The sequence below is a fragment of the Alicyclobacillus acidocaldarius subsp. acidocaldarius DSM 446 genome (assembly GCF_000024285.1).
GTDB lineage: Bacteria > Bacillota > Bacilli > Alicyclobacillales > Alicyclobacillaceae > Alicyclobacillus > Alicyclobacillus acidocaldarius.
Map to the genome: position 1 here is coordinate 1,739,256 of NC_013205.1, position 20,187 is coordinate 1,759,442.

At 65.2% G+C, this 20,187-nt stretch carries 24 protein-coding genes; 4 read left to right on the plus strand and 20 right to left on the minus strand.

Annotated features, from left to right (window positions below; genetic code table 11):
• Positions 1-5: 5 nt before the first annotated feature.
• The 12 genes from trpA to AACI_RS08260 form a co-directional block, all read right to left on the minus strand.
• A complete protein-coding gene (gene trpA, locus AACI_RS08205; protein ID WP_012810983.1) occupies positions 6-809 on the minus strand; it encodes a tryptophan synthase subunit alpha in 804 nt (267 codons plus the stop codon).
• The gene (gene trpB, locus AACI_RS08210; RefSeq protein ID WP_012810984.1) at positions 793-2,007 is read right to left on the minus strand and encodes a tryptophan synthase subunit beta; all 1,215 of its coding nucleotides are present in this window, start codon (positions 2,005-2,007) and stop codon (positions 793-795) included. The genes trpA and trpB overlap by 17 nt, the downstream gene beginning before the upstream one ends.
• On the minus strand, positions 1,985-2,683 hold the full coding sequence (locus AACI_RS08215; protein WP_012810985.1) for a phosphoribosylanthranilate isomerase: 699 nt from the start codon (positions 2,681-2,683) through the stop codon (positions 1,985-1,987). Before AACI_RS08215 ends, trpB begins: the two co-directional genes overlap by 23 nt.
• The gene (gene trpC / locus AACI_RS08220) at positions 2,680-3,483 is read right to left on the minus strand and encodes an indole-3-glycerol phosphate synthase TrpC (RefSeq protein WP_012810986.1); all 804 of its coding nucleotides are present in this window, start codon (positions 3,481-3,483) and stop codon (positions 2,680-2,682) included. Before trpC ends, AACI_RS08215 begins: the two co-directional genes overlap by 4 nt.
• Positions 3,480-4,529, minus strand: a complete 1,050-nt coding sequence (gene trpD / locus AACI_RS08225) for an anthranilate phosphoribosyltransferase (protein ID WP_012810987.1) — start codon at positions 4,527-4,529, stop codon at positions 3,480-3,482. The genes trpC and trpD overlap by 4 nt, the downstream gene beginning before the upstream one ends.
• A 156-nt stretch (positions 4,530-4,685) precedes the next feature.
• Positions 4,686-5,054 carry a chorismate mutase gene (gene aroH, locus AACI_RS08230; protein ID WP_008341010.1) on the minus strand — a complete coding sequence of 123 codons (369 nt, stop codon included), beginning with the start codon at positions 5,052-5,054 and terminating at the stop codon, positions 4,686-4,688.
• Complete coding sequence (aroB, locus tag AACI_RS08235; protein ID WP_012810988.1) at positions 5,051-6,142, minus strand: 3-dehydroquinate synthase; 1,092 nt, start codon at positions 6,140-6,142, stop codon at positions 5,051-5,053. Before aroB ends, aroH begins: the two co-directional genes overlap by 4 nt.
• A complete protein-coding gene (aroC, locus tag AACI_RS08240; RefSeq protein WP_012810989.1) occupies positions 6,139-7,296 on the minus strand; it encodes a chorismate synthase in 1,158 nt (385 codons plus the stop codon). The genes aroB and aroC overlap by 4 nt, the downstream gene beginning before the upstream one ends.
• 101 nt (positions 7,297-7,397) lie before the next feature.
• Positions 7,398-8,381 (minus strand): peptidase M42, encoded by a 984-nt coding sequence (locus AACI_RS08245; protein WP_012810990.1) that lies wholly within the window; start codon positions 8,379-8,381, stop codon positions 7,398-7,400.
• Positions 8,378-9,418, minus strand: coding sequence for a M42 family metallopeptidase (locus AACI_RS08250; protein ID WP_012810991.1), 1,041 nt, complete (start codon positions 9,416-9,418; stop codon positions 8,378-8,380). Before AACI_RS08250 ends, AACI_RS08245 begins: the two co-directional genes overlap by 4 nt.
• Positions 9,409-10,470, minus strand: coding sequence for a M42 family metallopeptidase (locus AACI_RS08255; protein ID WP_012810992.1), 1,062 nt, complete (start codon positions 10,468-10,470; stop codon positions 9,409-9,411). The genes AACI_RS08250 and AACI_RS08255 overlap by 10 nt, the downstream gene beginning before the upstream one ends.
• A 36-nt stretch (positions 10,471-10,506) precedes the next feature.
• The gene (locus AACI_RS08260; protein ID WP_245530490.1) at positions 10,507-11,523 is read right to left on the minus strand and encodes an RluA family pseudouridine synthase; all 1,017 of its coding nucleotides are present in this window, start codon (positions 11,521-11,523) and stop codon (positions 10,507-10,509) included.
• 241 nt (positions 11,524-11,764) lie between these two features.
• Here AACI_RS08260 and AACI_RS08265 point away from each other — a divergent pair, with 241 nt between their 5' ends.
• Positions 11,765-11,968 carry a hypothetical protein gene (locus AACI_RS08265; RefSeq protein ID WP_012810995.1) on the plus strand — a complete coding sequence of 68 codons (204 nt, stop codon included), beginning with the start codon at positions 11,765-11,767 and terminating at the stop codon, positions 11,966-11,968.
• Between the two features lie 77 nt (positions 11,969-12,045).
• Entirely contained in the window at positions 12,046-13,110 is a 1,065-nt protein-coding gene (locus tag AACI_RS08270; RefSeq protein ID WP_012810996.1) for a lytic transglycosylase domain-containing protein, read from the plus strand.
• Here the strand turns inward: AACI_RS08270 and AACI_RS08275 are convergent.
• Both AACI_RS08275 and AACI_RS08280 read right to left on the minus strand, forming a co-directional pair.
• Entirely contained in the window at positions 13,103-14,941 is a 1,839-nt protein-coding gene (locus AACI_RS08275) for a nitric oxide reductase (RefSeq protein WP_012810997.1), read from the minus strand. The genes AACI_RS08270 and AACI_RS08275 overlap by 8 nt on opposite strands.
• Positions 14,942-14,953: 12 nt before the next feature.
• Positions 14,954-15,790 (minus strand): ATP-binding protein, encoded by an 837-nt coding sequence (locus AACI_RS08280; protein WP_012810998.1) that lies wholly within the window; start codon positions 15,788-15,790, stop codon positions 14,954-14,956.
• Between the two features lie 289 nt (positions 15,791-16,079).
• Here AACI_RS08280 and AACI_RS17105 point away from each other — a divergent pair, with 289 nt between their 5' ends.
• Positions 16,080-16,202, plus strand: a complete 123-nt coding sequence (locus tag AACI_RS17105; protein WP_280959715.1) for a hypothetical protein — start codon at positions 16,080-16,082, stop codon at positions 16,200-16,202.
• Between the two features lie 2 nt (positions 16,203-16,204).
• On the opposite strand, the gene AACI_RS08285 is transcribed toward AACI_RS17105, so the two are convergent.
• From AACI_RS08285 to AACI_RS08305, 5 genes are all read right to left on the minus strand, one after another.
• Entirely contained in the window at positions 16,205-16,441 is a 237-nt protein-coding gene (locus AACI_RS08285; RefSeq protein ID WP_012810999.1) for a biotin/lipoyl-containing protein, read from the minus strand.
• 12 nt (positions 16,442-16,453) lie between these two features.
• Complete coding sequence (locus AACI_RS08290) at positions 16,454-17,155, minus strand: biosynthetic peptidoglycan transglycosylase (RefSeq protein ID WP_012811000.1); 702 nt, start codon at positions 17,153-17,155, stop codon at positions 16,454-16,456.
• Positions 17,156-17,167: 12 nt separating this feature from the next.
• On the minus strand, positions 17,168-17,623 hold the full coding sequence (gene cbpB / locus AACI_RS08295) for a cyclic-di-AMP-binding protein CbpB (RefSeq protein WP_012811001.1): 456 nt from the start codon (positions 17,621-17,623) through the stop codon (positions 17,168-17,170).
• Between the two features lie 100 nt (positions 17,624-17,723).
• Entirely contained in the window at positions 17,724-17,927 is a 204-nt protein-coding gene (locus AACI_RS08300) for a hypothetical protein (RefSeq protein WP_008341032.1), read from the minus strand.
• Positions 17,928-18,022: 95 nt separating this feature from the next.
• On the minus strand, positions 18,023-18,790 hold the full coding sequence (locus AACI_RS08305) for a CheR family methyltransferase (protein ID WP_012811002.1): 768 nt from the start codon (positions 18,788-18,790) through the stop codon (positions 18,023-18,025).
• Positions 18,791-18,818: 28 nt separating this feature from the next.
• Here AACI_RS08305 and AACI_RS08310 point away from each other — a divergent pair, with 28 nt between their 5' ends.
• Positions 18,819-19,688 carry a patatin-like phospholipase family protein gene (locus AACI_RS08310; protein WP_012811003.1) on the plus strand — a complete coding sequence of 290 codons (870 nt, stop codon included), beginning with the start codon at positions 18,819-18,821 and terminating at the stop codon, positions 19,686-19,688.
• A gap of 35 nt (positions 19,689-19,723) precedes the next feature.
• Here the strand turns inward: AACI_RS08310 and ndk are convergent, their stop codons facing one another.
• A complete protein-coding gene (gene ndk / locus AACI_RS08315; RefSeq protein WP_008341035.1) occupies positions 19,724-20,182 on the minus strand; it encodes a nucleoside-diphosphate kinase in 459 nt (152 codons plus the stop codon).
• Positions 20,183-20,187 lie beyond the last annotated feature (5 nt).

Consider the following 20,187-nt stretch of genomic DNA (forward strand, 5'->3'; position numbering starts at 1 on the left):
TCCCGTCAATGCGGGTGCATGGCCCCCAGCGCCGCTTGCTTGAGCTCTCGGGTGAACGAGCGCACCGCTTCAACGGGATCGCGTCCCTCGTCGGCCGCGTCCCCAATGCGCCGCACGTAGGCACTGCCCACAATGACGCCGTCCGCGAATTCCGCGATCTCGCGCACGTGCTCGGGGCGGCTCACGCCAAATCCCACGCAGGCGGGCAGGTCCGTGTGCTTGCGGACGAGATCGACAAGCTCGCGGACCTGCCGCGACACCTGCTGGCGCTCGCCCGTCACGCCGAGGGACGAGACGCAGTACACAAAGCCTCGCGCCGCTCGCACAATCGCGCGCACCCGCTCCTCGCCCGACGTGGGCGCCACAAGAGGAACGAACTGGATGCCGTGCGCCTCGGCCGCCGACGCCACCTCGCCCGCCTCCTCGAGCGGCACGTCCGGGACAATCACCCCGTCGCCGCCAGCCGCCGCGAGCTCCGCGAAAAACCGCTCTGCGCCGTACTGAATGAGCGGATTGACGTAGGTGAACGCGACGAGCGGCTTCGGCGATCGCGCCCGAATGTCGCGCACCAAGCGGAGGCAGTCCACGAGGCGCGTGCCTTGCTTCAGACTACGTACCGCGGCCGCCTGGATGACTGGGCCGTCGGCCAGCGGATCGGAATACGGAAATCCGATCTCAAGCATGTCCGCGCCCGCATCCAGGATGGCGCACGCGATGTCGAGAGAGCGCTCGTAATCCGGATCGCCCGCGACGACGAAGGGAATGAGAAGCTTGTGCCCAGCTTGAAAGGCCTCACGAATTCGGTCCATGCTGTCGCTCCCCCTCTCGAGCGGCCACCTGCTCGACGTCTTTGTCGCCGCGGCCGGATAAGCAGACGATCACGACGTCGTCCGAGCCATATCGACCCGCTTCCCGCATCAGGTACGCGATGGCGTGCGCGCTCTCGAGCGCCGGAATGATGCCTTCGAGCTTCGACAAAAGAAAGAACGCCTCGAGGGCTTCCTCGTCCGTCACCGGCACGTACGTTGCGCGCCCCGTCGCCGCCAGATGCGCGTGTTCAGGCCCGATGCCCGGATAGTCGAGTCCCGCCGAGATCGAATGGGCGGGCTGGACCTGGCCGTATTCGTCCTGCAACAGCATGGTCTTTGCCCCGTGCAACACGCCCGGGCGCCCGCGCGCGATGCTCGCCGCATGATAGGGCGTCTCCAGCCCGTGTCCAGCCGCCTCGCAGCCGATGAGCTCCACGCTTTCGTCCTCGATGAACGGATAAAAGATGCCCATGGCGTTCGAGCCGCCGCCGACACACGCCACCACACTCGAGGGCAGGCGGCCCTCCTGTTCGAGGATCTGAGCCTTTGCCTCATCCCCAATCACGCGCTGAAAATCGCGAACGATCATGGGATACGGATGAGGCCCCACGACCGACCCGATGATGTAATGGGTGTCGTCCACGTGCGCCACCCAGTGGCGAATGGCCTCGTTCGTGGCGTCTTTGAGCGTCCTCGTCCCCGACGTCGCGGCCACCACTTCCGCGCCGAGCATCCGCATGCGAAAGACGTTCAGCGCCTGCCTGCGCATGTCCTCTTCGCCCATGAACACTGTGCATTCCAGGCCAAACCGCGCGGCCACCGTCGCCGTCGCCACCCCGTGCTGGCCCGCGCCCGTCTCGGCGATCACGCGCCGCTTGCCCGTCCGAAGCGCGAGCAGTGCTTGGCCGATGGCGTTGTTGATCTTGTGAGCGCCTGTGTGATTCAGGTCTTCGCGCTTCAGGTAGATCTTCGGCCCGCGCAGGTGTTTCGTCAGGCGCTCCGCGTAATAGAGCGGCGTCGGCCTGCCCGCGTATTGCTGCAAATAATACTTGAGTTCCGCTTGAAACGACTCGTCGCGCGAGAGGCGCAGGTAATCTTGCTCCAACTGCAGGAGGGCCGACATGAGCGTCTCCGGGACGTAACGCCCGCCAAACGCGCCATATCGCCCCGTTTCATCAGGATAAGGATAATGACTCATGGCCCCACGCCTCCATCGCCTGAATCAACTGATCAATGCGGCGGACGTCCTTCCGCCCGCCGACTTCCACGCCCGAAGACACGTCGATGCCGACTGGCCGCACCCGGCGCAGGAGGTCCCGAACGTTTTCCGGCGTGATTCCGCCCGCGACCCACCAATCGAAGCTGAACGCCCGCGCCATCTCGGCCAAGCGATCCCAGTCGAACGCTCGACCGTGCCCGCCCGTGACGCCGGGTTTCGCGTCCGATGGCGGTTTCGCATCGAACAGGATGGCGTCGGCGGAAGACGCATGCGACCTCAAGGTATCCAGAAAAGAAGTCACATCGTCTCCGGGATCGAACGCGACCGCGCGCCACACCCGAAACCCAGCTTCGCGAAGCCTCTCCGCGACGTCCCGAGGTTCACCTCCGTGCAACTGCACCACGTCGACGCCGGCCCTCCTCGCACCCTCCCCGATCTCTTCGCGCGATCCGCCTGAGACCACCGCAACGGTGGTCACATCCGGGCGGAGGCGCTTCGCGGTTCGGACGAGATCGCCCGCCTCGTCCGGGGACACGTAGCGCCTGGACGCCGGGACCATCACGACGCCCACATGCGTGACGGCGGGATGGCGAAGAAACGACAGATCGTCGCCCGGCCGAAGTCCGCAGATTTTCAAAAGCGGGAGGCTTCTCACTTCGCCACCGCCTCAAGCGGCACGCAAAGCTCCGCCACCTGTGCTCGGACGGATGCGAGATCCGCGTGGCGCATCAGGAGCTCGCCGACCAGGATGCCTCTCGCGCCCGCAGACGCCATGCGAAGGGCGTCCTCTCGGCCCATGATGCCGCTCTCGGCGATGGCGAGGGACCCTTCGGGCAATCGCCGCAGGACCCGCTCCGACGTGGCGAGATCCACCTCGAAGGTCCGCAGGTCGCGATTGTTGATGCCAATCAAGGTCGGCTCTGCCGCCAGGGCGGCCTCCACCTCGTCCTCGCCGTGCACTTCGAGCAGCACCTCGAGCCCCCGAGCTCGCGCGTACCTGGAGAGCTCAACCAGCCGATCTGCGGGCATGGCGGCGGCGATGAGCAGAAGGATATCCGCCCCTGCCGAAACCGCCTCGTCCACCTGGATCTCGTCGATCACGAAATCCTTACGGAGGATGGGAAGGTGAACGGCCGATCGGGCCGCACGCAAGTCCTCAAGCGCACCGTGGAAATACGTCTCGTCCGTCAACACGGAGATGGCCGAAGCGCCACCCTGCTCGTACACCCTGGCGCGCTCGGCGGGATCCACGCTCGCCTGAAACACGCCTTTGGACGGGCTTTTGCGCTTGATCTCGGCGATGACACCCAGGCGTTGAGCCTGGCGCAGGGTCTGAGCCAGCGAACGAAACGGCTCCGTTCGCTCCGGAAAGGGTCCTTCACGATGCACGCGCTGCCGCAGCGCCTCCACTTCGCGGCGTTTGGTTTCGAGAATTCGGTCCAAGATGGTGCTCACGGGCTCACCGCCTCCTGCACGCTCGCGAGCCTTCGCGAGCCCTGGACAAACGCGTCCAGCGTCGCAAGCGCCCGCCCGGCGTCGATGATCTCAGCGGCCAGCGCCACGCCCTCGCGCACGGACGCCGCCTTGCCACCCACGTACAGGGCCGCTCCCGCGTTATAGAGGACGATGTCGCGCTTCGGCCCGCGCTCTTCACCCGCGAGAACGCGGCGGACGATCTCGGCGTTCTCTTCGGGCGACCCGCCGCGCACCGCTTCGATGGGCGCCGACCGAAGCCCCACGTCCTCGGGGGCAAGCCGATACGCGCGAACTGCGCCGTCTTTGACTTCCGCGACACGCGAAGGGCCGGCCAGCGAAAATTCGTCCAGTCCTTCTGCGCCGTGGACCACCAGGGCATGCTCCGATTCGAGGGTCACCAGTGCCTCGCCCACAATCGGGACGAGACCTTCGTGAAAGACGCCAAGGACTTGGCGCTTGGCGCCGGCGGGGTTCGTCAAGGGGCCGAGAATGTTGAAGATGGTCCTGAACCCAAGTTCCTTTCGCACCTGAGCTGCGGCTTTCATGGCGGGGTGGTACACTTGCGCGAACAGAAAACAGAGGCCCGTTTCTCGAAGAAGCGTCTCCGACGCGGACACGGGCAGATCGATCACGGCGCCAAGCGCCTGCAACACGTCGGCGCTGCCGCTGCGGCTCGAAGCCGCTCGATTGCCGTGCTTTGCGACCGGGATGCCAGCCGCCGCGGCGACAAATGCGACGGCCGTGGAGATGTTGAAGGTGTCCTTGCCGTCGCCGCCCGTACCGCACGTATCGAGGGTGCCCTCGGGGGCTTCCAGGCGAACCGCATGGCTCCGCATCGCCCGCGCGAAGCCGGCAATTTCCGCCGGTTGCTCCCCGCGGTACGCCATCACGCTGACCAGAGCGGCCGCCTGCGCAGGAGACACATGACCATCCATCCATGCGCTAAGAAAAGCTTCTGCTGTCGCTTCGTCCAATATTTTACCGGACACGACAGCAGCAATGACATCCCGAACCATGTCCTGCATGACTCGACTCCTCTCACCTCAGCGCCGAGGACCGGCGCGCTCCTCTACCTCAACTCAGCTCGACTGACGTCCACAGAGCTGTTACGACTATGTTAGCCGCCCCCGTCTCATTCGTCAACCAAAGGCGCGAAAGTTGGGCAGAGAGGGATGATGGCTTCATCGCGTCGCGATGTCGGGGCGCAGTTGCACAGCTTCGCCCAAGTAGACGTGGACAAGTTCATCCTGCCGCTTGTCCGTGTTCAGATGCACGAGCACGCGAATGCTGCGCGGCAAGGATCCCGGCACGTTGATCTCCGTGGCGCACATCAAGGGCACCCATTGCCAACCCGGAAGTTGCCGAACCGCAAACGCCGGAAACGCTGCGTTCAGATCGGGCGTCATGGTCAGAATCACGCTCGCCACGTCGTCCACGTCGATGTCGTTGGCGCGGACAATCTCCTCCATCAGCTCGCGAGTCGCCCTGAGGATCTCGTCTCGATCGTTGCGGGCCACCGTCGTGGCTCCGCGCAGTCCTCGCACCTTCATGGACGGTGTCCCTCCCTCACCTCTTCGTATGCCTGTCTCACCTCGTCGGGCTGAACCTTGCAGATCTCCACCCGGCCAATGGCGGTGGGCAGTGCGAACGTCCACCCCTCGTGCGTGTGCTTTTTGTCGACCGCCATCAGGCGGAGCACGGCCTCCACGTCCGCGTAGGGCGGACGAATGGGCAAGCCGTGCCGCTCGAGCACAGCCGCGATCCGCACGGCGTCGGCCGGAGACAGGAGGCCGCGCCTCGCGGCGATAACGGCCTCGACAACGAGCCCGATGGCCACGGCCTCACCGTGACCCAGGGTATACCCCGAATACTGCTCGACCGCGTGCCCCACGGTGTGACCGACGTTGAGCACCTGCCTGAGCCCAGTCTCCCGTTCGTCCCGGTTCACCACGTCCACCTTGACGCGCATGGCTCGGGCGACGATGTCCACAAACGCAGCCGGATCGCCGAGGCCCGTCAAGGGATTCGCTTCAAGCTGTTCAAACAAGATTTCGTCCGCGATGATGGCGTGCTTGATGACCTCGGCCATCCCGTTGCTCCACTGACGCGCATCGAGCGTGCAGAGCGCCTCGGTGTCAAACAACACCGCACGCGGGGGATAGAACGCGCCGACGAGGTTTTTGCCCTCCTCGAGATTGACGCCCACCTTGCCTCCGATGGCGCTGTCGTGCGCGAGCAACGTGGTCGGCACCTGCACGTACGGAACGCCCCGCATATACGTCGCCGCCACGAACCCGGCCAGGTCGCCCACCACGCCGCCGCCGACGGCCAAGATGACGTCACCTCGGCGAAAGCCGCGCCGAAGCAGCCCGTGGTACAGTTCGACCGCGGTGGCGAGGCTCTTGTGCGCATCACCGGCGGGAAACGCGAGCACAAAGACCTCGCGCCCCACCTCCCGAACCGCACCCGCGAGTTCCTCGGTAAACGCCGTCCTTTGGACGATTTCGTCCGTGATGAGCGCGATCTTACGGCCCGCAAGCCCGAGCTCCTGCAGCAGCCCGGGCACAAAGCGCCTAGCGCCTGCGTCGACGAGGACGGGATACGCGCCTTGAGAGCTTTGCACCTCCAGTCGGATCATCGCTGGCTCACCCGCGCCTGGTACGCCCGAAAGGCGTCCTCAATCTGCTCCAGCGAGTCCCCTCCGAACTTCTCCAAGAACGCGTCCGCGATGACCCAGGCGACCACGTTTTCCCCGACGACGGACGCCGCCGGGAGCGCACAGATGTCGGAGCGCTCGATGGCCGCGGGTTCGGCCTCCTTCGTCTTCATGTTCACGCTTGGAAGCGGGTTGTATAGCGTGCTGATGGGCTTCATGGCGGCCCGGATGACGATGTCCTCCCCGTTGGTCACGCCGCCCTCGAGTCCGCCCGCGCCGTTGTGCGAACGGATGTAACGGGTGCCGTCATACAAAATGGGATCGTGCACCTTGGAGCCCATGCGCCGGGCTGCTTCAAAGCCGAGCCCAATCTCCACGCCTTTGATAGCCTGAATGCTCATCAGGGCCGCCGCGAGCCTTCCATCGAGCTTGCGATCCGGCTGCGCGTAGCTGCCAAGCCCAATGGGACAGCCGCGCACGATCACCTCGAAGATGCCACCGACCGTATCCCCGGCCGCCTTGGCCTCGTCGATGCGCGCCATCATGCGTTCGGCCGCCGCCTCGTCCGCGCACCGCACGGGAGAGGCATTCGCGCGCGCCTCAAGCTCCTCGAGCGAATCGGGAAACTGGGTCGCCTTCACATCGCACAACTCGACCACGTGCGCCGCGATCCGGATGCCGAAGTGCTCCAAGAGTTGCCTCGCGAGCGCCCCTGCCGCCACCAGCGTGGCCGTGTTGCGCGCGCTTGCGCGCTCGAGGACGTTGCGGATGTCCTCGTGATCGTACTTGATGGCCCCGGCGAGATCGGCATGCCCTGGCCGCGGGCGGTAAATCTCCTTGAGATCTTCGGGTTTCTCGCCAAACGGCGCCATCTTCGCCGACCAATTCTTGAAATCTCGGTTCTGGACGACGAGCGTGATGGGCGTGCCGAGCGTCTTTCCGAAGCGAAGTCCGCTCGTCACCTGCACCTCATCCGACTCGATCTGCTGGCGATAGCCGCGCCCATAGCCCTGCTGTCTCCGTCGCAATTGTTCGTCAATTTTCTCTTTGCGGATTGTGACATTGCTCGGAAAGCCGTCGATCACCACGGTCAGCGCCGGGCCATGCGATTCTCCTGCCGACAAGTAGCGCAACAAAGGCTGCCCCTCCACTTCCTGCTCTCTCCCATAAGCGTTCGTCTCTGCGAATTACCGGTAGTATAGCATACTCGAGGCGGGCCACGCGCCCGCCCCTTGTATCAGCCCAACAGCGTCTCCACCGTCGCCACGGCGAGGTCCACCAGCCGCTCGGCGTCCGAGATGTCTGCGGTCATCGCGAACGCGCCTGCGCGGCGCACGGGATACCCGAGCGCGACCGCCACACACCCCGCCCTGGCGAGTTGAATCGCGCCTGTGTCGCTCCAGGCTTCCCGCGACACCTCGTACTGAAGGAGAAGGTTCAACCGATCCGCCGCCTTCTCCACGGCGCGCTTGCCCTCGAGCGGCACCACGGTCCCGCGGTCCATCACCTTCAGGACGGGCCCCTTGCCCAAGGAAAGGACCGTCTGATGGTTGAACACGTCGTCCGCGGTCGCCCCGTCGATCACGAGGGCATACCGCGGCTCCAGCTGAAACGCCGCAGCCTGCGCGGCCCTCGCCCCGACGGCGTTCTGCGCCGTGAACGCGACGCTCACGTTCAACCCTCGAGCGGCGAGGTTGCGGAACACCTCCGCGGCGACGGCGCATCCCAGCCGGTTGTCCAAGGCTCGGCCCGTCACGACGCTTTCCCCCCATGTCGCAGCGGGAACGTGCACCGCGCCGGCCGTGCCGATGGGCGCCATGCGCTCGGCATCTTCGCGCGATCGCGCCCCGACGTCGACCACGAGCGCGTCGAAGTCGAGATCGCCCTGCTTCGCCGGATCTGCGTGGACGAGGCCGACTGCGCCGTTTGTGAAACGGACCTCCTGTCCAACGCACTCGCGCGCGTGCACCTCTCCGACGGAGACCACGCGGAGATAGCCGCGGTCGTCGATGTCAATGACCATGACACCCGGCTCGTCGACGTGCGCGGCCAACATGAGGTGAGGCCCCTCGCCCCGCTTTCGCGCGATCCCGTTGCCGAGCGCGTCCACCCAGATTTCGTCCGCCGCTTCCCGGACGTGATCCAACAGCGATTGGACCACGGCCTCCTCGCTCCCGCTCGGCGCGACGAAGTCGATCAACCGCATCACCCAGTCCCTCATGGGCGAAATCCTCCCTTTGCGATCTCGTCGAGCACCGCGACCACGAGATCGATGGCATGACTCACGTCGTCGAGCGACACCACCTGCGTCGGAGCGTGGATGTACCGCACAGGCACCGAGATGGCGCCGCCCAGCACCCCTTTGCCGACGCGGTGAATGGCGCCGAAATCGTTGGTTCCACCCTTGACCCTGCGCCACTGGACCGGAATGTTGCGCGCCTTCGCCGTTTCCCAGAGGAACTCGGCGAAGCGCCGATTCGCCACGGTCTGTCCGTCCTGCACGGTGATGGCCGGGCCCTTGCCCACCACCGTCGACTGACCGTGCGAGGGCGTGCCGACGACGTCGTGGGCCACGGTGCCTTCGAGCGCGATGGCGATGTCGGGCTCAATCTGGTACGCGGCCGCGTGTGCGCCGCGCAGACCGATTTCCTCCTGCACGGTAAACGCGCCAAACACCGGCAGAGCACCCTTCCACCGGCGCAGCGCCTCGAGCAGGATGTAGCAGCCGACGCGATCGTCGAACGACTTCGCCTTCGCCATCCGATGCGGAAGCTCTTGGTACGCGGTGGCGAACACCACCGGGTCGCCCGGCTTCACGTGGCGCCTGGCGTCGTCTGCGTCGCGGGCGCCGATGTCGATGTAGAGTTTCTCCATCGGGATGGGCTTCTCCCGCTCGCTCGGCTGCTGCAGGTGAACCGGTTTGGCGCCGATGACGCCCGGAATGCGCCGCTCCCCAATGAGCACCGGCTTGGACACGAGCACCCGGGGATCCACGCCGCCGAGCGGTCGGAACCGGAGCAGCCCGCCCTCCTCTCGCCCTTCCCCGATATGGGTCACCATGAGACCCACCTCGTCCATGTGCGCATCGAGCATCACCCGCGGGCCGGGATGATGTTCTCCTGTGGACGCGATCACGTTCCCCAGGACGTCCGTGCGCACCGATAAACCCATGGCGTCGAGTTCGCGGCGGACGATGCCGCGCACCTCGTCCTCAAAGCCCGTCGGGCCGAAGGCCTCCGTCAGCTCCTTCAGTAACATGTCAACTCCTCCACCTGCGCGGCGTCGACCTCCGCCAAGTAATGGGCGAGGAGTCGCGCGCACTGCCAAATGTCGTCGTAAGCGACGGTTTCGACCGACGTGTGCATGTACCGAATCGGCGGACCGATGAGCGCCGCCGCGAGGCCGGGGCCGGCAATTTGAAATGCGTTGGCGTCCGCGCCCACCGGCCCCTGCGACAGCTCGATCTGATACGGGATGCGATGCCTGTCGGCGCAGTCCACGAGGCGCCGAAACACCCGCCGGTGGAGGTTGGGGCCGAAGGAGATGGCGACACCGCCTTCGAGCGGAAACGACTCATCCGGCGCCTGCCCGGGAAACGCCCCGAAGGTGACGTCCACGGCAATGGCGATGTCGGGCGCCAGGCCAAATCCAGCCGTTCTGGCCCCCCGCAGGCCGACCTCCTCCTGCACCGTAAACACGGCGTAGAGATCCGCGCTGTGCACCATGCCCTTCAGCAAGGCGAGCGCCTCCAACAGAACGGCTGCACTCGCCCGGTTGTCGACCGATTTGCCCGCGATCCGGCCGTTGAGCAGATCGACGGGCGAGCGGCGAAGCGTGACGCGATCGCCCACCCGGACGCGCGCGCGCACCTCCTCCTCAGGGAGGGCGAGATCGACGTACAGATCTTCGAGTTTCGCGGCTTTCGACCGCTCGGAAGGAGGCGTGAGGTGCGGCGGTTTGGCCCCGATGACGCCCCAGACCCGGCCGCTTTGGGCGTGAACCACGACCTCTTGGCCGACGAGCGTCCGCGGATCGAATCCCCCCGCCTGCGCGAGACGCAGAAATCCGCCCGATTCGATGCGGGTGACGACCAGTGCAATTTCGTCGATGTGTGCGGACACGAGCACCCGCGGCCGCCGCCCTTCTCCCACACCCGGGACGAGGCCGATGAGGTTGCCGAGCGCGTCGGTCCACATCTCCGTCGCGTATTCCGATAGATGAGGGAGAATGAGGTTGCGCACGTCCTCCTCGAAGCCTGGCCCGCCGTGCGCTTCGAGCAACTGCTTGAACACGCTCACGTACTTGGACAATGGAGACACCTCCTCATACCGCACGCCCGCCCCCGCTCAGGCGTCCATGGGCCCGTAGATGGGATCGCCCGGCGGTTCGACATCCTGCGCCTCGTCGCACCACGCTTCGATGTCATCCCGCCCGGCGACGGTTTGCCAAAGCTCGCGCATGTCGTCGGCGACGCGCGCGCGAACTTTGCACATGGCGCGGTCCTCGACGCGCGGCCACGAGAGCGCGTAGGCATGAAGCGCCTGGCGGCCGAACGCCTTTTCGTAAAACGAAGCTTGCCCCAGCGGATCGCGCCGGTTGGCGAGCGCATACGTGTAATCGCGATCGCCCACGAGGGGCATGCCGTGGAAGGCCATCTGAGCCCGAATCTGATGGGTCCGGCCTGTTTCGAGGACGAGCGCCACCAGCGCGAGCGGCCCAGCCTGCACCAGCGGAAGCGCGTGGGTGACCGCGCGATCGCCGCGGTCGGGGGGCACGACGATGCGTCGCGAAGGGCGGTGCGGATTCGGCGCTAACCCGTCCACGAAGGTGAGCCACCGCCCCGTTTCACAGCCCTCCGGCGCGTACACGATGGCCACGTAACGCCTGTCGACGAGCCCTTGGCGAAGGGCGCGATCCAACTGATGGTGCGCGTGCGCGTGTTTGGCGATGAGGACCGCGCCCGACGTGTACTTGTCCAGCCGGTGGACGGCGTGTGGCACACCGCCGCGATCGCGAAGATAGTGCGCGGCAGCGGCCAAAAGCGAACCGCGGCGCTCGTGCGGAGACGGATGCGTCAACATTCCCGCCGGCTTGTTGACGACGATCACGTCATCGTCTTCGTAACAGATCTCCAGCGGGATATTCTCGGGTTCGACGGCGACCTCTTCCTCGGGCCGCTCCCACGTGACGCGATCGCCGTCCTGCACGGTCACGGAGAGGTACACCGGCTCGCCGTTCACATAAAATCCCCCCGCCTGAATGATGCGCCGGAGCATCCTGCGGGACATGCCGAGCCGCCCGCTCAGCACGGCCGACAAGCGCCGGCCCGCGAGATCGCTCGGCACCACGTATTCCTCCAACAACCGTTCCCACCCCCTACACGTCACAGGCCGAGGTGGCGCACGGAGAAGTACACGTACGCCACGCCGATGGCGACGAGACCGCCGAGTACCGCTGCATACAGCAACTTATCCAGGGTGCGCATGCCAACTCACCTCATTTTAACTTTCTCGGCGCGACCTCGCCCTATGCGGCGTTTGCGCCGTGCGAGAACGGGCCATAACGAATATGGGCTCGTTTGCCCGAAAAAGAGGTGCTTTGCGCATGTCCACCGTACCTTACACCTTCCGAGTGGTTGGTCGCGAAGCCGCGGTTTGGCATACGCCGCCCTGCGCTCACGGGTGCGATTATATCATTCAAATCCTCGGACCGGACCACGATGTGCAAATGGAATTCTGCCCGCTCGACGCGGAGCGGTTCGCCGGGCTGTTGCTCGAAGCCGTCGAATGGAGTCATCGATCCGACTAGCTTGTCATACTTGTCCGCGCGGGCGCGTACATCTCTCCATAAACGGGTTGCAAGATTTGGTCAAAGGGGAGATGCGAATGTTCCGTCGTTGGCAGGCCATCCTAGCTGGCGCGCTCGCGTTTGTCGCTGCGCTGGGACTTTGGACAAGCGACCGAGCGAACCCGGCGCCGGCCGCCACGGCGCCCGTAGCCGACGCGCGCACCCCGTTCCAGCGAGCGTCGAGTCTATCCCTTTTGCCTCGGGTCGAATGGGCAGCGAACCGGGCGCGTTCGGACGGACCCTCTCACATGGACGCGATCGACGTGAAACTTGTGCATCGGCCGGAGACCGCCCTGGCCGCTCAGGCGGAGATGCACCACGCGGCCGCGAGCGCGATGGCGGCCAAGCCCGTCCGAACGACGCTCCTTTGCGTCCGCGCAGGGGAATGCCTGTGGACCATCGCCGAATCCCATCACACAACCGTGGCCGAACTGGTGCAGTATAACCACCTTCGCTCCACGGTTCTTCACGTTGGCCAGGTATTGCGCCTGCCCGCGGGCGCGCACCGGCCGTTCGCGTTGCCGAAGTCGCCGGAAGCGAGTTCCTCGTCCCTCGTGCCGAGCCTGACCTACACCGTTCAACCGGGGGACTCGCTTTGGGAGATCTCGAATATCTTTGGCGTCTCTGTCTCCGCCATCTGCAGCGCGAACCACCTGACCCAAACGGCCATCTACCCCGGCGAACGGCTCGTCATTGAGCCTTCGAGCGCCTTCGGCGGATCGCAGGCGCAAAGCGTGCTGTTGCGCGAAGCGCCGCCCTGGCTCATCCCTGTCTACAAGGCCGCCGGCGCGAAGTACGATATTCCCTGGACCGTGCTCGCCGCCATCCACAAAGTCGAGACGGATTTCAGCACGGACGGAGACATCGAATCTTACGCCGGCGCCATCGGACCGATGCAGTTTATGCCGTCGACGTTCGCCATCTTCGGGGTACCTGCTCCAGGTCACAAGGTTGCGGACATCCACAACGTGGAGGACGCCATCTACTCGGCCGCCAACATGCTGCATCAGGAGAGATTCAGCTCGGATCCGTATTACGCCATCTGGATGTACAACCATTCGGCGACCTACGTCGAGGACGTCTTGCACCTGGCGGTCACCTGACGTCGCGGACGGCGCCGTGCAAAATCTTTTTGAGCGCGCGGTCCATCGCAGGCGGCACATCCTTGGGCGATCTCGCGATGGCGAACGCGTGTCCGTACAGGTAACGCACGGCGTCCACGAGCGCCGCATCCACGTCGCTCGCCACGACGAGGTGCACCACCTGGATACCCCGGGCGCGCGCTTCCGCAACCGCGCGTCGCGTATCCTCGTAGCCTCCCGCGTATCCCTCGGCGGCTGGCCTCGCGTCGCTCACCAAAAGCATCCACTTCGACGCTTCCGCGAATCGCGCCAGGCGCGCGGCGACGTGCCGAATCGCCGCGCCGTCCCGATTGTCCAGTTCCGGCGTAAGCGCCCAAACCGCGGCGAGCGCGTCGGGATCGCGCGACTTCTCGAACGGCACCACGTCCCAGATGACCGTCTCCAGGGATGAAGTGCCCATCGGGGCATCGTCTTCCCAGTACGCAGAGACGCCAAACGGCGCGCCGAGCGCGCGCAACACGTCACCCAGCATCACAATGGCTTCCTTGCACGCGGGCAGGTACGGCTCCATGGAACCCGAGACGTCGATGAGGATCTGCACGGCGGCGTCGTGGGCCAGAGGCCGGTCCTTTCTGGCCAGCACGCGCGGATACGGCTCGAACGCGATGCGCTCCACCCGCTTGAGCGTGCGGCCATGGCGTGACAGCCCTCCTCGCCAAGCGCGGCGGCGCTCGAGATACTTCGCCAGGAGGCTTTGAAGACGCCGTCGATCCGGCGCCTGCGCGTGGCGCACCGATCGAAGCCAGTCCTCGGCTTCAGGCGTCGGAGGAACGTAGCCGCGCTCTCGAATCGAATAGAAACGGCTCAGGTCCTGTTCGGCGCGCGACGCCCCATTGGCCTCCAGATGTCCCTCGTGTTCACCGCGAACCTGGCTGCGCCGCGGCGGGCCCGCCATGCGAGAGGACACCGTTCGTCCCACATGCGCCACGTGATCTTCGCCGAACCGTCCCGCGCGCGCACTCGGCGCCGCGTGGGCGCCCGCTTTCGCCGGTCCCTGGAGCAGGGCTCCGCGTTCCTCATCCCGCGGTCGCGTCCAGATCTCCACGCGCGGATTCGACGCGCCATCGACTTCCTCACCGCGGCAAAGCGCGTGGCGCGATCGCGAGGGCGGATGGGAGCCCGCCTGTGCGGCGGCGCCCTGAGGGGCTTCCCAGGCGAGATCGAACCAGATCTCGGCCAAGTCTTCCACGGGCCCTCTCGCCATCGCGTCCCGCAGCCGATCCGCGGCCCATCCGGCGGCGAGATGGGTGTCTCCCGAGATCGCACTGCGCGCGCCCTTCGCGAACGCGAGAAGCTCAGCCAACAGTTCCAGGTAGACGCTCTCGGCTGTGTCGATCCGGCCGCCGTCACGAGATCTCCACGCAGCCTGCCGCCGGACGCGGCTGCGATGAAACGCCATCCGCTTGGCGAAGAGCCTCGCAAGGCGCGGGCGCTCCCGAGAGAGCCAGAACATGAGCCGCGCGTCCTCCACGGTCAGGAGCCACTGCCAGGCGAGCTTCGGGGCTTGGCACCTCTCCCACTCGCGGCGCGCGCTCAGGAGGGCCGCGAAATCGGTCAACCGCGCGCTGCCCCCAGCGCGAAGGTACACCTCGGCGCGCTCAAGGGACCGCCGCTCGGCGCCACCTGCGGTCCGAACCACATCGGGCAACTCGATGACAGCTGCCGCGAGGCTGAGGCTTGAGAGGCGGCCATACCTGCAGCACAGGCGGGCGTCGCGCGACAAGGCGCGAGCGAGGCCGGTGTACAGCGAGAGCGACGGCTCGTCCTCATACGGACTCGTGAAACGAAACATCCGCCCGCCTCCCTACGCGCCGCCAAAGTAGCTCGACGCGAGTTCCATGACCAGATCCTGTTCCCTCGGATCGCTGAGTTTGCCGGCGACGGCGTAGCGAACCGCCCGCAGGGGCGGCATCTGGGTCGAGAGGTCGCACGCGTCGAGGAGAGCGCGGATGGATGCGGCTTCGACGGGCAGTTCCCCGACTTCGCTGGCCCGGACGAGATCGGCCGACAGCCGGACGAATCGCTCGACGTGATGCGCGCCGGCTAACGCGGTGGCCTCGCGAATCAATTGCGCCAGCGCTTCGCCCTGGACGTACGGCACGTCGAACACGACGAATCGGTTCAGCAGGGCTTCATTGAGGGGCGAGGTACCGGCGTACCCCTCATTGATGGCCGCAATGACGCAGAAGTTCGGGTGCGCTTGCACCACCTCGGCGGTGAGCGGATTGGTCAATCGGCGCCGGTGGTCAAGCGCACCGTGCAAGATGGGCAGGACCTCCGGCCGGGCGACGTTCAGCTCGTCGATGTACAGCATGCGGCCGAGCCGCATGGCGCGAACCACGGGGCCTTCGACGTATTCGACCACGGTTCTGCCTTCGGCGATGCCGAGCGTGCGATAGCCCAGAAGGGCCTCGAGGTCGAGATCGACCGAGCAGTTCACGGACTCCATCTCGAGGCCAAGTCGCTCCGCAAGCGCCTCGGCGAGGCGCGTCTTGCCGCTTCCAGTGGGACCGCGCAGCAACACATGCTTGCCGAGCCTAAGCGCGGCTTCGGCGTCGTCCACAAGGTGGGGTCGATCCGCGATAAAGCGCGGCGAGCCTCGCCTGGCAAGCGGCGTCTCCCGCCCGCTGTCCACATCCATGCGTCCATCGCTCCTTCCTGAATTCGGGCGCGTGTCCTGAGCGCGCGGATCTCAAGTGGCGTAGGATATGCCAGAACCGCGAAGAGGAGGTGGCTGATATGTACGGCGTGTTTGGTAGCTACACGCAGTGGGCCGTCGTGTTTCTGATCATCTTCGTGCTGTTCTTCCTGTTGGTGCCCGCGTACGGCGCCGCCGCAACCTGCTGACATGCGGAAAGGCCGCCCCGCCGGGCGGCCTGTTTTCCGTGGCGCGACGAGCGCATGAAATGCGCCCCAGCGAGCAAGATTAAGTGCGCAACGCGAAACCGATGTGCGCTGGGGGCTACGACATGGTGTTCATTGCGTGGTTCATCGTGGCATTCGTCGCTGCCGTTCTGATCGTGTACTTTGCGAACCCGCGCCGGCGCGAGTGAATTCAACCTTCCTCGATCCGGCAGAGCACATCGTCCATGCGGACGTGATCGCCCGCTTTGGCGACAATCTCCTTCAACACTCCGCTCACTTCCGAAGGCACTTCGACGGTCACCTTGTCCGTCGTCACCTCAAGCAGCGGTTCGTCCTTCTCGACGCGGTCGCCTTCCGCCTTCAGCCAAGATGTGACGACCGCCTTGGTGACGCTGTCCCCCAGTTGGGGCAGACGTACCTCCACCATGTGAACCCTCCTTCAATCCGCCCGAAGTTCAATGGGCTCGCGCCATATGGCCTGCGCCTGGGACGCCGAAAGCTGCCCATCGTCCACCATGTTCTCGAGCACCACCTGTTGACGCGATCGCGCGAGGGCGTAATGAGTCAACGGGTCATATGCGGACGGGGCGTTCGGCAGTCCCGCCACGAGCGTGAGCTCTCCCTCGTTGCAATCCCACGGCGGCTTGCCAAAATACGTCTCACAGGCATTATACAGCCCGTACGCGCCGTGGCCAAAGTACACCACGTTCGCATACAGCGTGAAGATCTCTTGCTTGGACATGGTGTCGTACAGGCCGATGGCGTACCACGCTTGCAGCAGCTTGCGCCGAAGCGTCTTCTGCTTGCCGAGAAGGGTGTTGTCGACCAGTTGTTGCGTCAGCGTCGACCCGCCTTCCACGTAACCGTCGCGCTCCACGTCCACCACAACGCTTCGAGCGATCCCAATCGGATCGATGCCGGGATCGGACCAGAAGCGCCGGTCCTCGGTGGCGATTACGGCCTTGCGAAATATCGCTGGAATTTCGTCGTAGCTCAGCGGATGCACGTGCTTCTCGCGCATGCGCAGGGCCGCCGCCTGCCTCACGCGCGCGGCGACGGGATTCAACGTGTGGAAGTACACGTCCTGCCCCACCCACAAGGCCATAAGCCCTAGAAGCGCCCGAATCCACCCGCGTCTCAATCCCTCACCGCCTCAGGGCCGTTTTCGTCCCTTGCGTATCACCCCGTTGAGATAAGCGAGAATGCCATGGCGCGTGAGCAGCCCGACGAACTTGCCGCTCTCGTCTTCCACGCACAAAAACGGCGCGTCGATGCTGAGCTGAAGTGCGCGCAGAAACGGCTCCCATCGTCCGATGCGGTGAAAGTCGGTGCGCATCACATCCTGGACGGTGAACGTCGAGAGCGCCTCAAACTCAATGCGCTCGAGCCCAAGAATTCTGTCCAGGATGAGCGTCTTGCTGATGATGCCCACCACCCGCCCGTCGCTCGTCACGACAGGGATGGCCGAATAGCCGGATTTAATCAAAACCAACAGCGCATGCTCCGCGCTGTGCTGCGGATGAACGCAAGCCACATCGTCCGCGTCGATGATGAGGCGAGCAATGTCCTCGTCCTGCAACGTCAAAGACTGCATAGTCTCCATAGACATAGACGAACGTCTCCCTGAAGCACAGGCTGCGCCTGTCGGTGTTCGCCTCGTATTTTACCAGAACGCGGTCGCCGCCGATACGGCGACGCCGCGCCTCCCATCACGACACGGGTCCCACGCGACGGTGCGTCATGTCGGGCGGCGGCACGACAGCCGGGTCCAGCCGTTCATGCGCGATCTCGGGTGCGACGCCTCCGTCCTGTTGCAACCGGTCAATCCCGTCGTACACCGAATCCAGGTAGACCTCGCTCCCGTGCGCCTGGTTGCCATCCGACACAGGCGTGTGGCCGCGTTCGTCCGCCATGGCTCTCGCCTCCTTCGCATGGACTCCCACCTGTATCGTGACCACGCAAGGGCGGCGTTATTCGACACCAAGGACGGACGTCGCTCACGTTGGGTTCATGGCCCATCGGTTTTCTGGTATAGGAAGGGCGCGACGAGGCGAAGCCCGCACGAATCCATGCCGACCAACTGCTCCGTGCTTCCCACGAACAGATGACCTCCGGGCTTCAGCGCCTGGGAAAATCCAGCGATGATCCGCTGTTTCGCGGCATCGGTCAAATAGATCAGCAGATTTCGGCATACGATGAGATCGAGATCGCGGGGATACGGGTCGGCGAGAAGATCGTGCCGCTCGAAGCGGACGCGCCGGCGGATCGCGAGCGACACGCGCCATCCGTCCGGCGCGGGCTCGAAAAAGCGCTGCAGGCGATCCCGGGAGACGTTCGTCAAGGCGTGCGGCGAATACACGCCTCGCGCGGCCACTTGCAGCGCCCGCTCGTCGAGATCCGTCGCCAAGATGTCAGCTTCAAGCCCGATTTCGGCGCATATGATGGCCAGGCTGTACGGCTCTTCACCGTGCGCGCAGCCCGCGCTCCACGCGCGAAACGGCGAGGCCGCGACGACCTCAAGCTTCGCCTTGAGATCGGCCCATCGGTCGGGATTCCGAAAAAATTCCGACACTTGAATGGTGACGCGATCGACCAACTCTCTTAGGAGCGAGGCGTCGCGCGAGAGCGCGGCCGCGTAGGATGAGAAATCCGAAAAGCCTCGACGATCGCGAAGATGCGCGAGGCGGCGCTCCATCTGAGGCCTCTTGTAATGGATCAAATCGATCCCGGTCAATCGCCGAATGTGCTCCACAAATTCGAGATAGGGATCCAGCATGACTCACTCCACAAAGGCAGGGGTTTCCGTGACGGACACGAAGTGGGACCTCGGCATCGCGCTCTCGGGAGGCACGCTGAAGGCCGCGGCGCACGTCGGCGTGCTTTCGGCCCTCGATAAGTTGGGAATCCGGCCGGACGCCATCGCGGGCACCAGCGCCGGATCGCTCGTCGGATGTCTGTACGCGTACGGCTACCGTGCCGAAGATCTCGAGCGACTGGCGCGCTCGTTTCCCGGTTGGCGCCTCGTGGACTATGGCTTTCCCGCCATGCAGTCCGTCTTGGCCCTTGCGGCCAGCCGACTGGGCATCGGCGCAGCGCGAGATCCCGTTCCGCCGGGCCTGTTGCGCGGCGTGCGTTTTCGCCAGTACATCGAGCGCCTGCTTGCGCACCGCAGGCCCCAAATGCCGGTTTTCGCGCTCGCCACGGACCTCGTCTCTGGGCGCCCCGTCGTCTTCACGCCGAACGAGATCCGGATGGACGCCGTGGAACGAACCGAAGCCATGGCGCTCGCCATCGCCGGCAGTTGTGCGCTGCCTGGCGTGTTTCCTCCCGTGCAGCACGGGCCCTACCTGCTCGTGGACGGCGCCATGCGCCACTACGTGCCGGTATCCGTACTGCGCCAACTGGGGTGTCGCCGCATTCTCGCCGTCAACCTGTACAGGCTCCCAGCCGAATTTCACCCCAAAACCATGATCGACGTCTTTCTACGCGCGTTCGATATTCTCCTGCGAGAATCGATTGACAACGATCTCGACGCGCCTTCGGTGCTCCTTCTGGAACCCGACCTGAGCGCTGTCAAGGGGCACCCGTTTGAACGCCTGCCGGCGTACATTCGCGCGGGGCGCGCATGTGTGGAAGACCAAGCCGATGCCATCCTGAAGTTTGTGCATTCTTGAGGGATGAAAAGACCCGCGCACAAGCGCGGGCCGTCTTACGCCAACCAGGCGTCCACGGTTCGTTCGTACGTCAGCGCACCTTCCGGGAACCACAACTCGATCTCCCGCTTCGCGCTCTCCGGCGAATCGGAACCGTGCACGACATTCATGCCGATGGTAAGGCCGAGATCGCCGCGAATCGTCCCGGGAGCCGCCTCGGCCGGGTTGGTCTTGCCCATCATGGCGCGCACCACGGCGATGGCGTTCTCGCCTTCCAGGATCATGGCGAACACCGGCGACGACGTGATGAACTGAACCAACTCGCCGAAGAACGGCCGCTCGCGATGCTCCGCATAGTGCGCCTCCGCAAGCTCCTTCGAGACTTGCACGAGTTTGGCGGCGACGAGCTTCAGCCCCTTGCGCTCGAATCGCGCCACGATTTCACCGACGAGTCCGCGCTGTACGCCGTCGGGCTTCACCATGACAAACGTCTGTTCACGGGCCATGTCTTCCATCCCTC

Bases quoted from the DNA above. Each gene is read 5' to 3' on its own strand.
- AACI_RS08265 (WP_012810995.1), top strand. From the start codon at position 11,765: ATGTCCACCGTACCTTACACCTTCCGAGTGGTTGGTCGCGAAGCCGCG.
- AACI_RS08250 (WP_012810991.1), bottom strand. From the start codon at position 9,418: ATGTTACTGAAGGAGCTGACGGAGGCCTTCGGCCCGACGGGCTTTGAG.
- AACI_RS08305 (WP_012811002.1), bottom strand. From the start codon at position 18,790: ATGCTGGATCCCTATCTCGAATTTGTGGAGCACATTCGGCGATTGACC.
- AACI_RS08245 (WP_012810990.1), bottom strand. From the start codon at position 8,381: ATGAGGGACTGGGTGATGCGGTTGATCGACTTCGTCGCGCCGAGCGGG.
- AACI_RS08270 (WP_012810996.1), top strand. From the start codon at position 12,046: ATGTTCCGTCGTTGGCAGGCCATCCTAGCTGGCGCGCTCGCGTTTGTC.
- aroB (WP_012810988.1), bottom strand. From the start codon at position 6,142: ATGATCCGACTGGAGGTGCAAAGCTCTCAAGGCGCGTATCCCGTCCTC.
- ndk (WP_008341035.1), bottom strand. From the start codon at position 20,182: ATGGAAGACATGGCCCGTGAACAGACGTTTGTCATGGTGAAGCCCGAC.
- trpD (WP_012810987.1), bottom strand. From the start codon at position 4,529: ATGCAGGACATGGTTCGGGATGTCATTGCTGCTGTCGTGTCCGGTAAA.
- AACI_RS08275 (WP_012810997.1), bottom strand. From the start codon at position 14,941: ATGTTTCGTTTCACGAGTCCGTATGAGGACGAGCCGTCGCTCTCGCTG.
- AACI_RS08285 (WP_012810999.1), bottom strand. From the start codon at position 16,441: ATGGTGGAGGTACGTCTGCCCCAACTGGGGGACAGCGTCACCAAGGCG.
- trpB (WP_012810984.1), bottom strand. From the start codon at position 2,007: ATGAGTCATTATCCTTATCCTGATGAAACGGGGCGATATGGCGCGTTT.
- AACI_RS08280 (WP_012810998.1), bottom strand. From the start codon at position 15,790: ATGGATGTGGACAGCGGGCGGGAGACGCCGCTTGCCAGGCGAGGCTCG.
- AACI_RS08300 (WP_008341032.1), bottom strand. From the start codon at position 17,927: ATGGCGGACGAACGCGGCCACACGCCTGTGTCGGATGGCAACCAGGCG.
- aroH (WP_008341010.1), bottom strand. From the start codon at position 5,054: ATGAAGGTGCGAGGACTGCGCGGAGCCACGACGGTGGCCCGCAACGAT.
- cbpB (WP_012811001.1), bottom strand. From the start codon at position 17,623: ATGTCTATGGAGACTATGCAGTCTTTGACGTTGCAGGACGAGGACATT.
- trpA (WP_012810983.1), bottom strand. From the start codon at position 809: ATGGACCGAATTCGTGAGGCCTTTCAAGCTGGGCACAAGCTTCTCATT.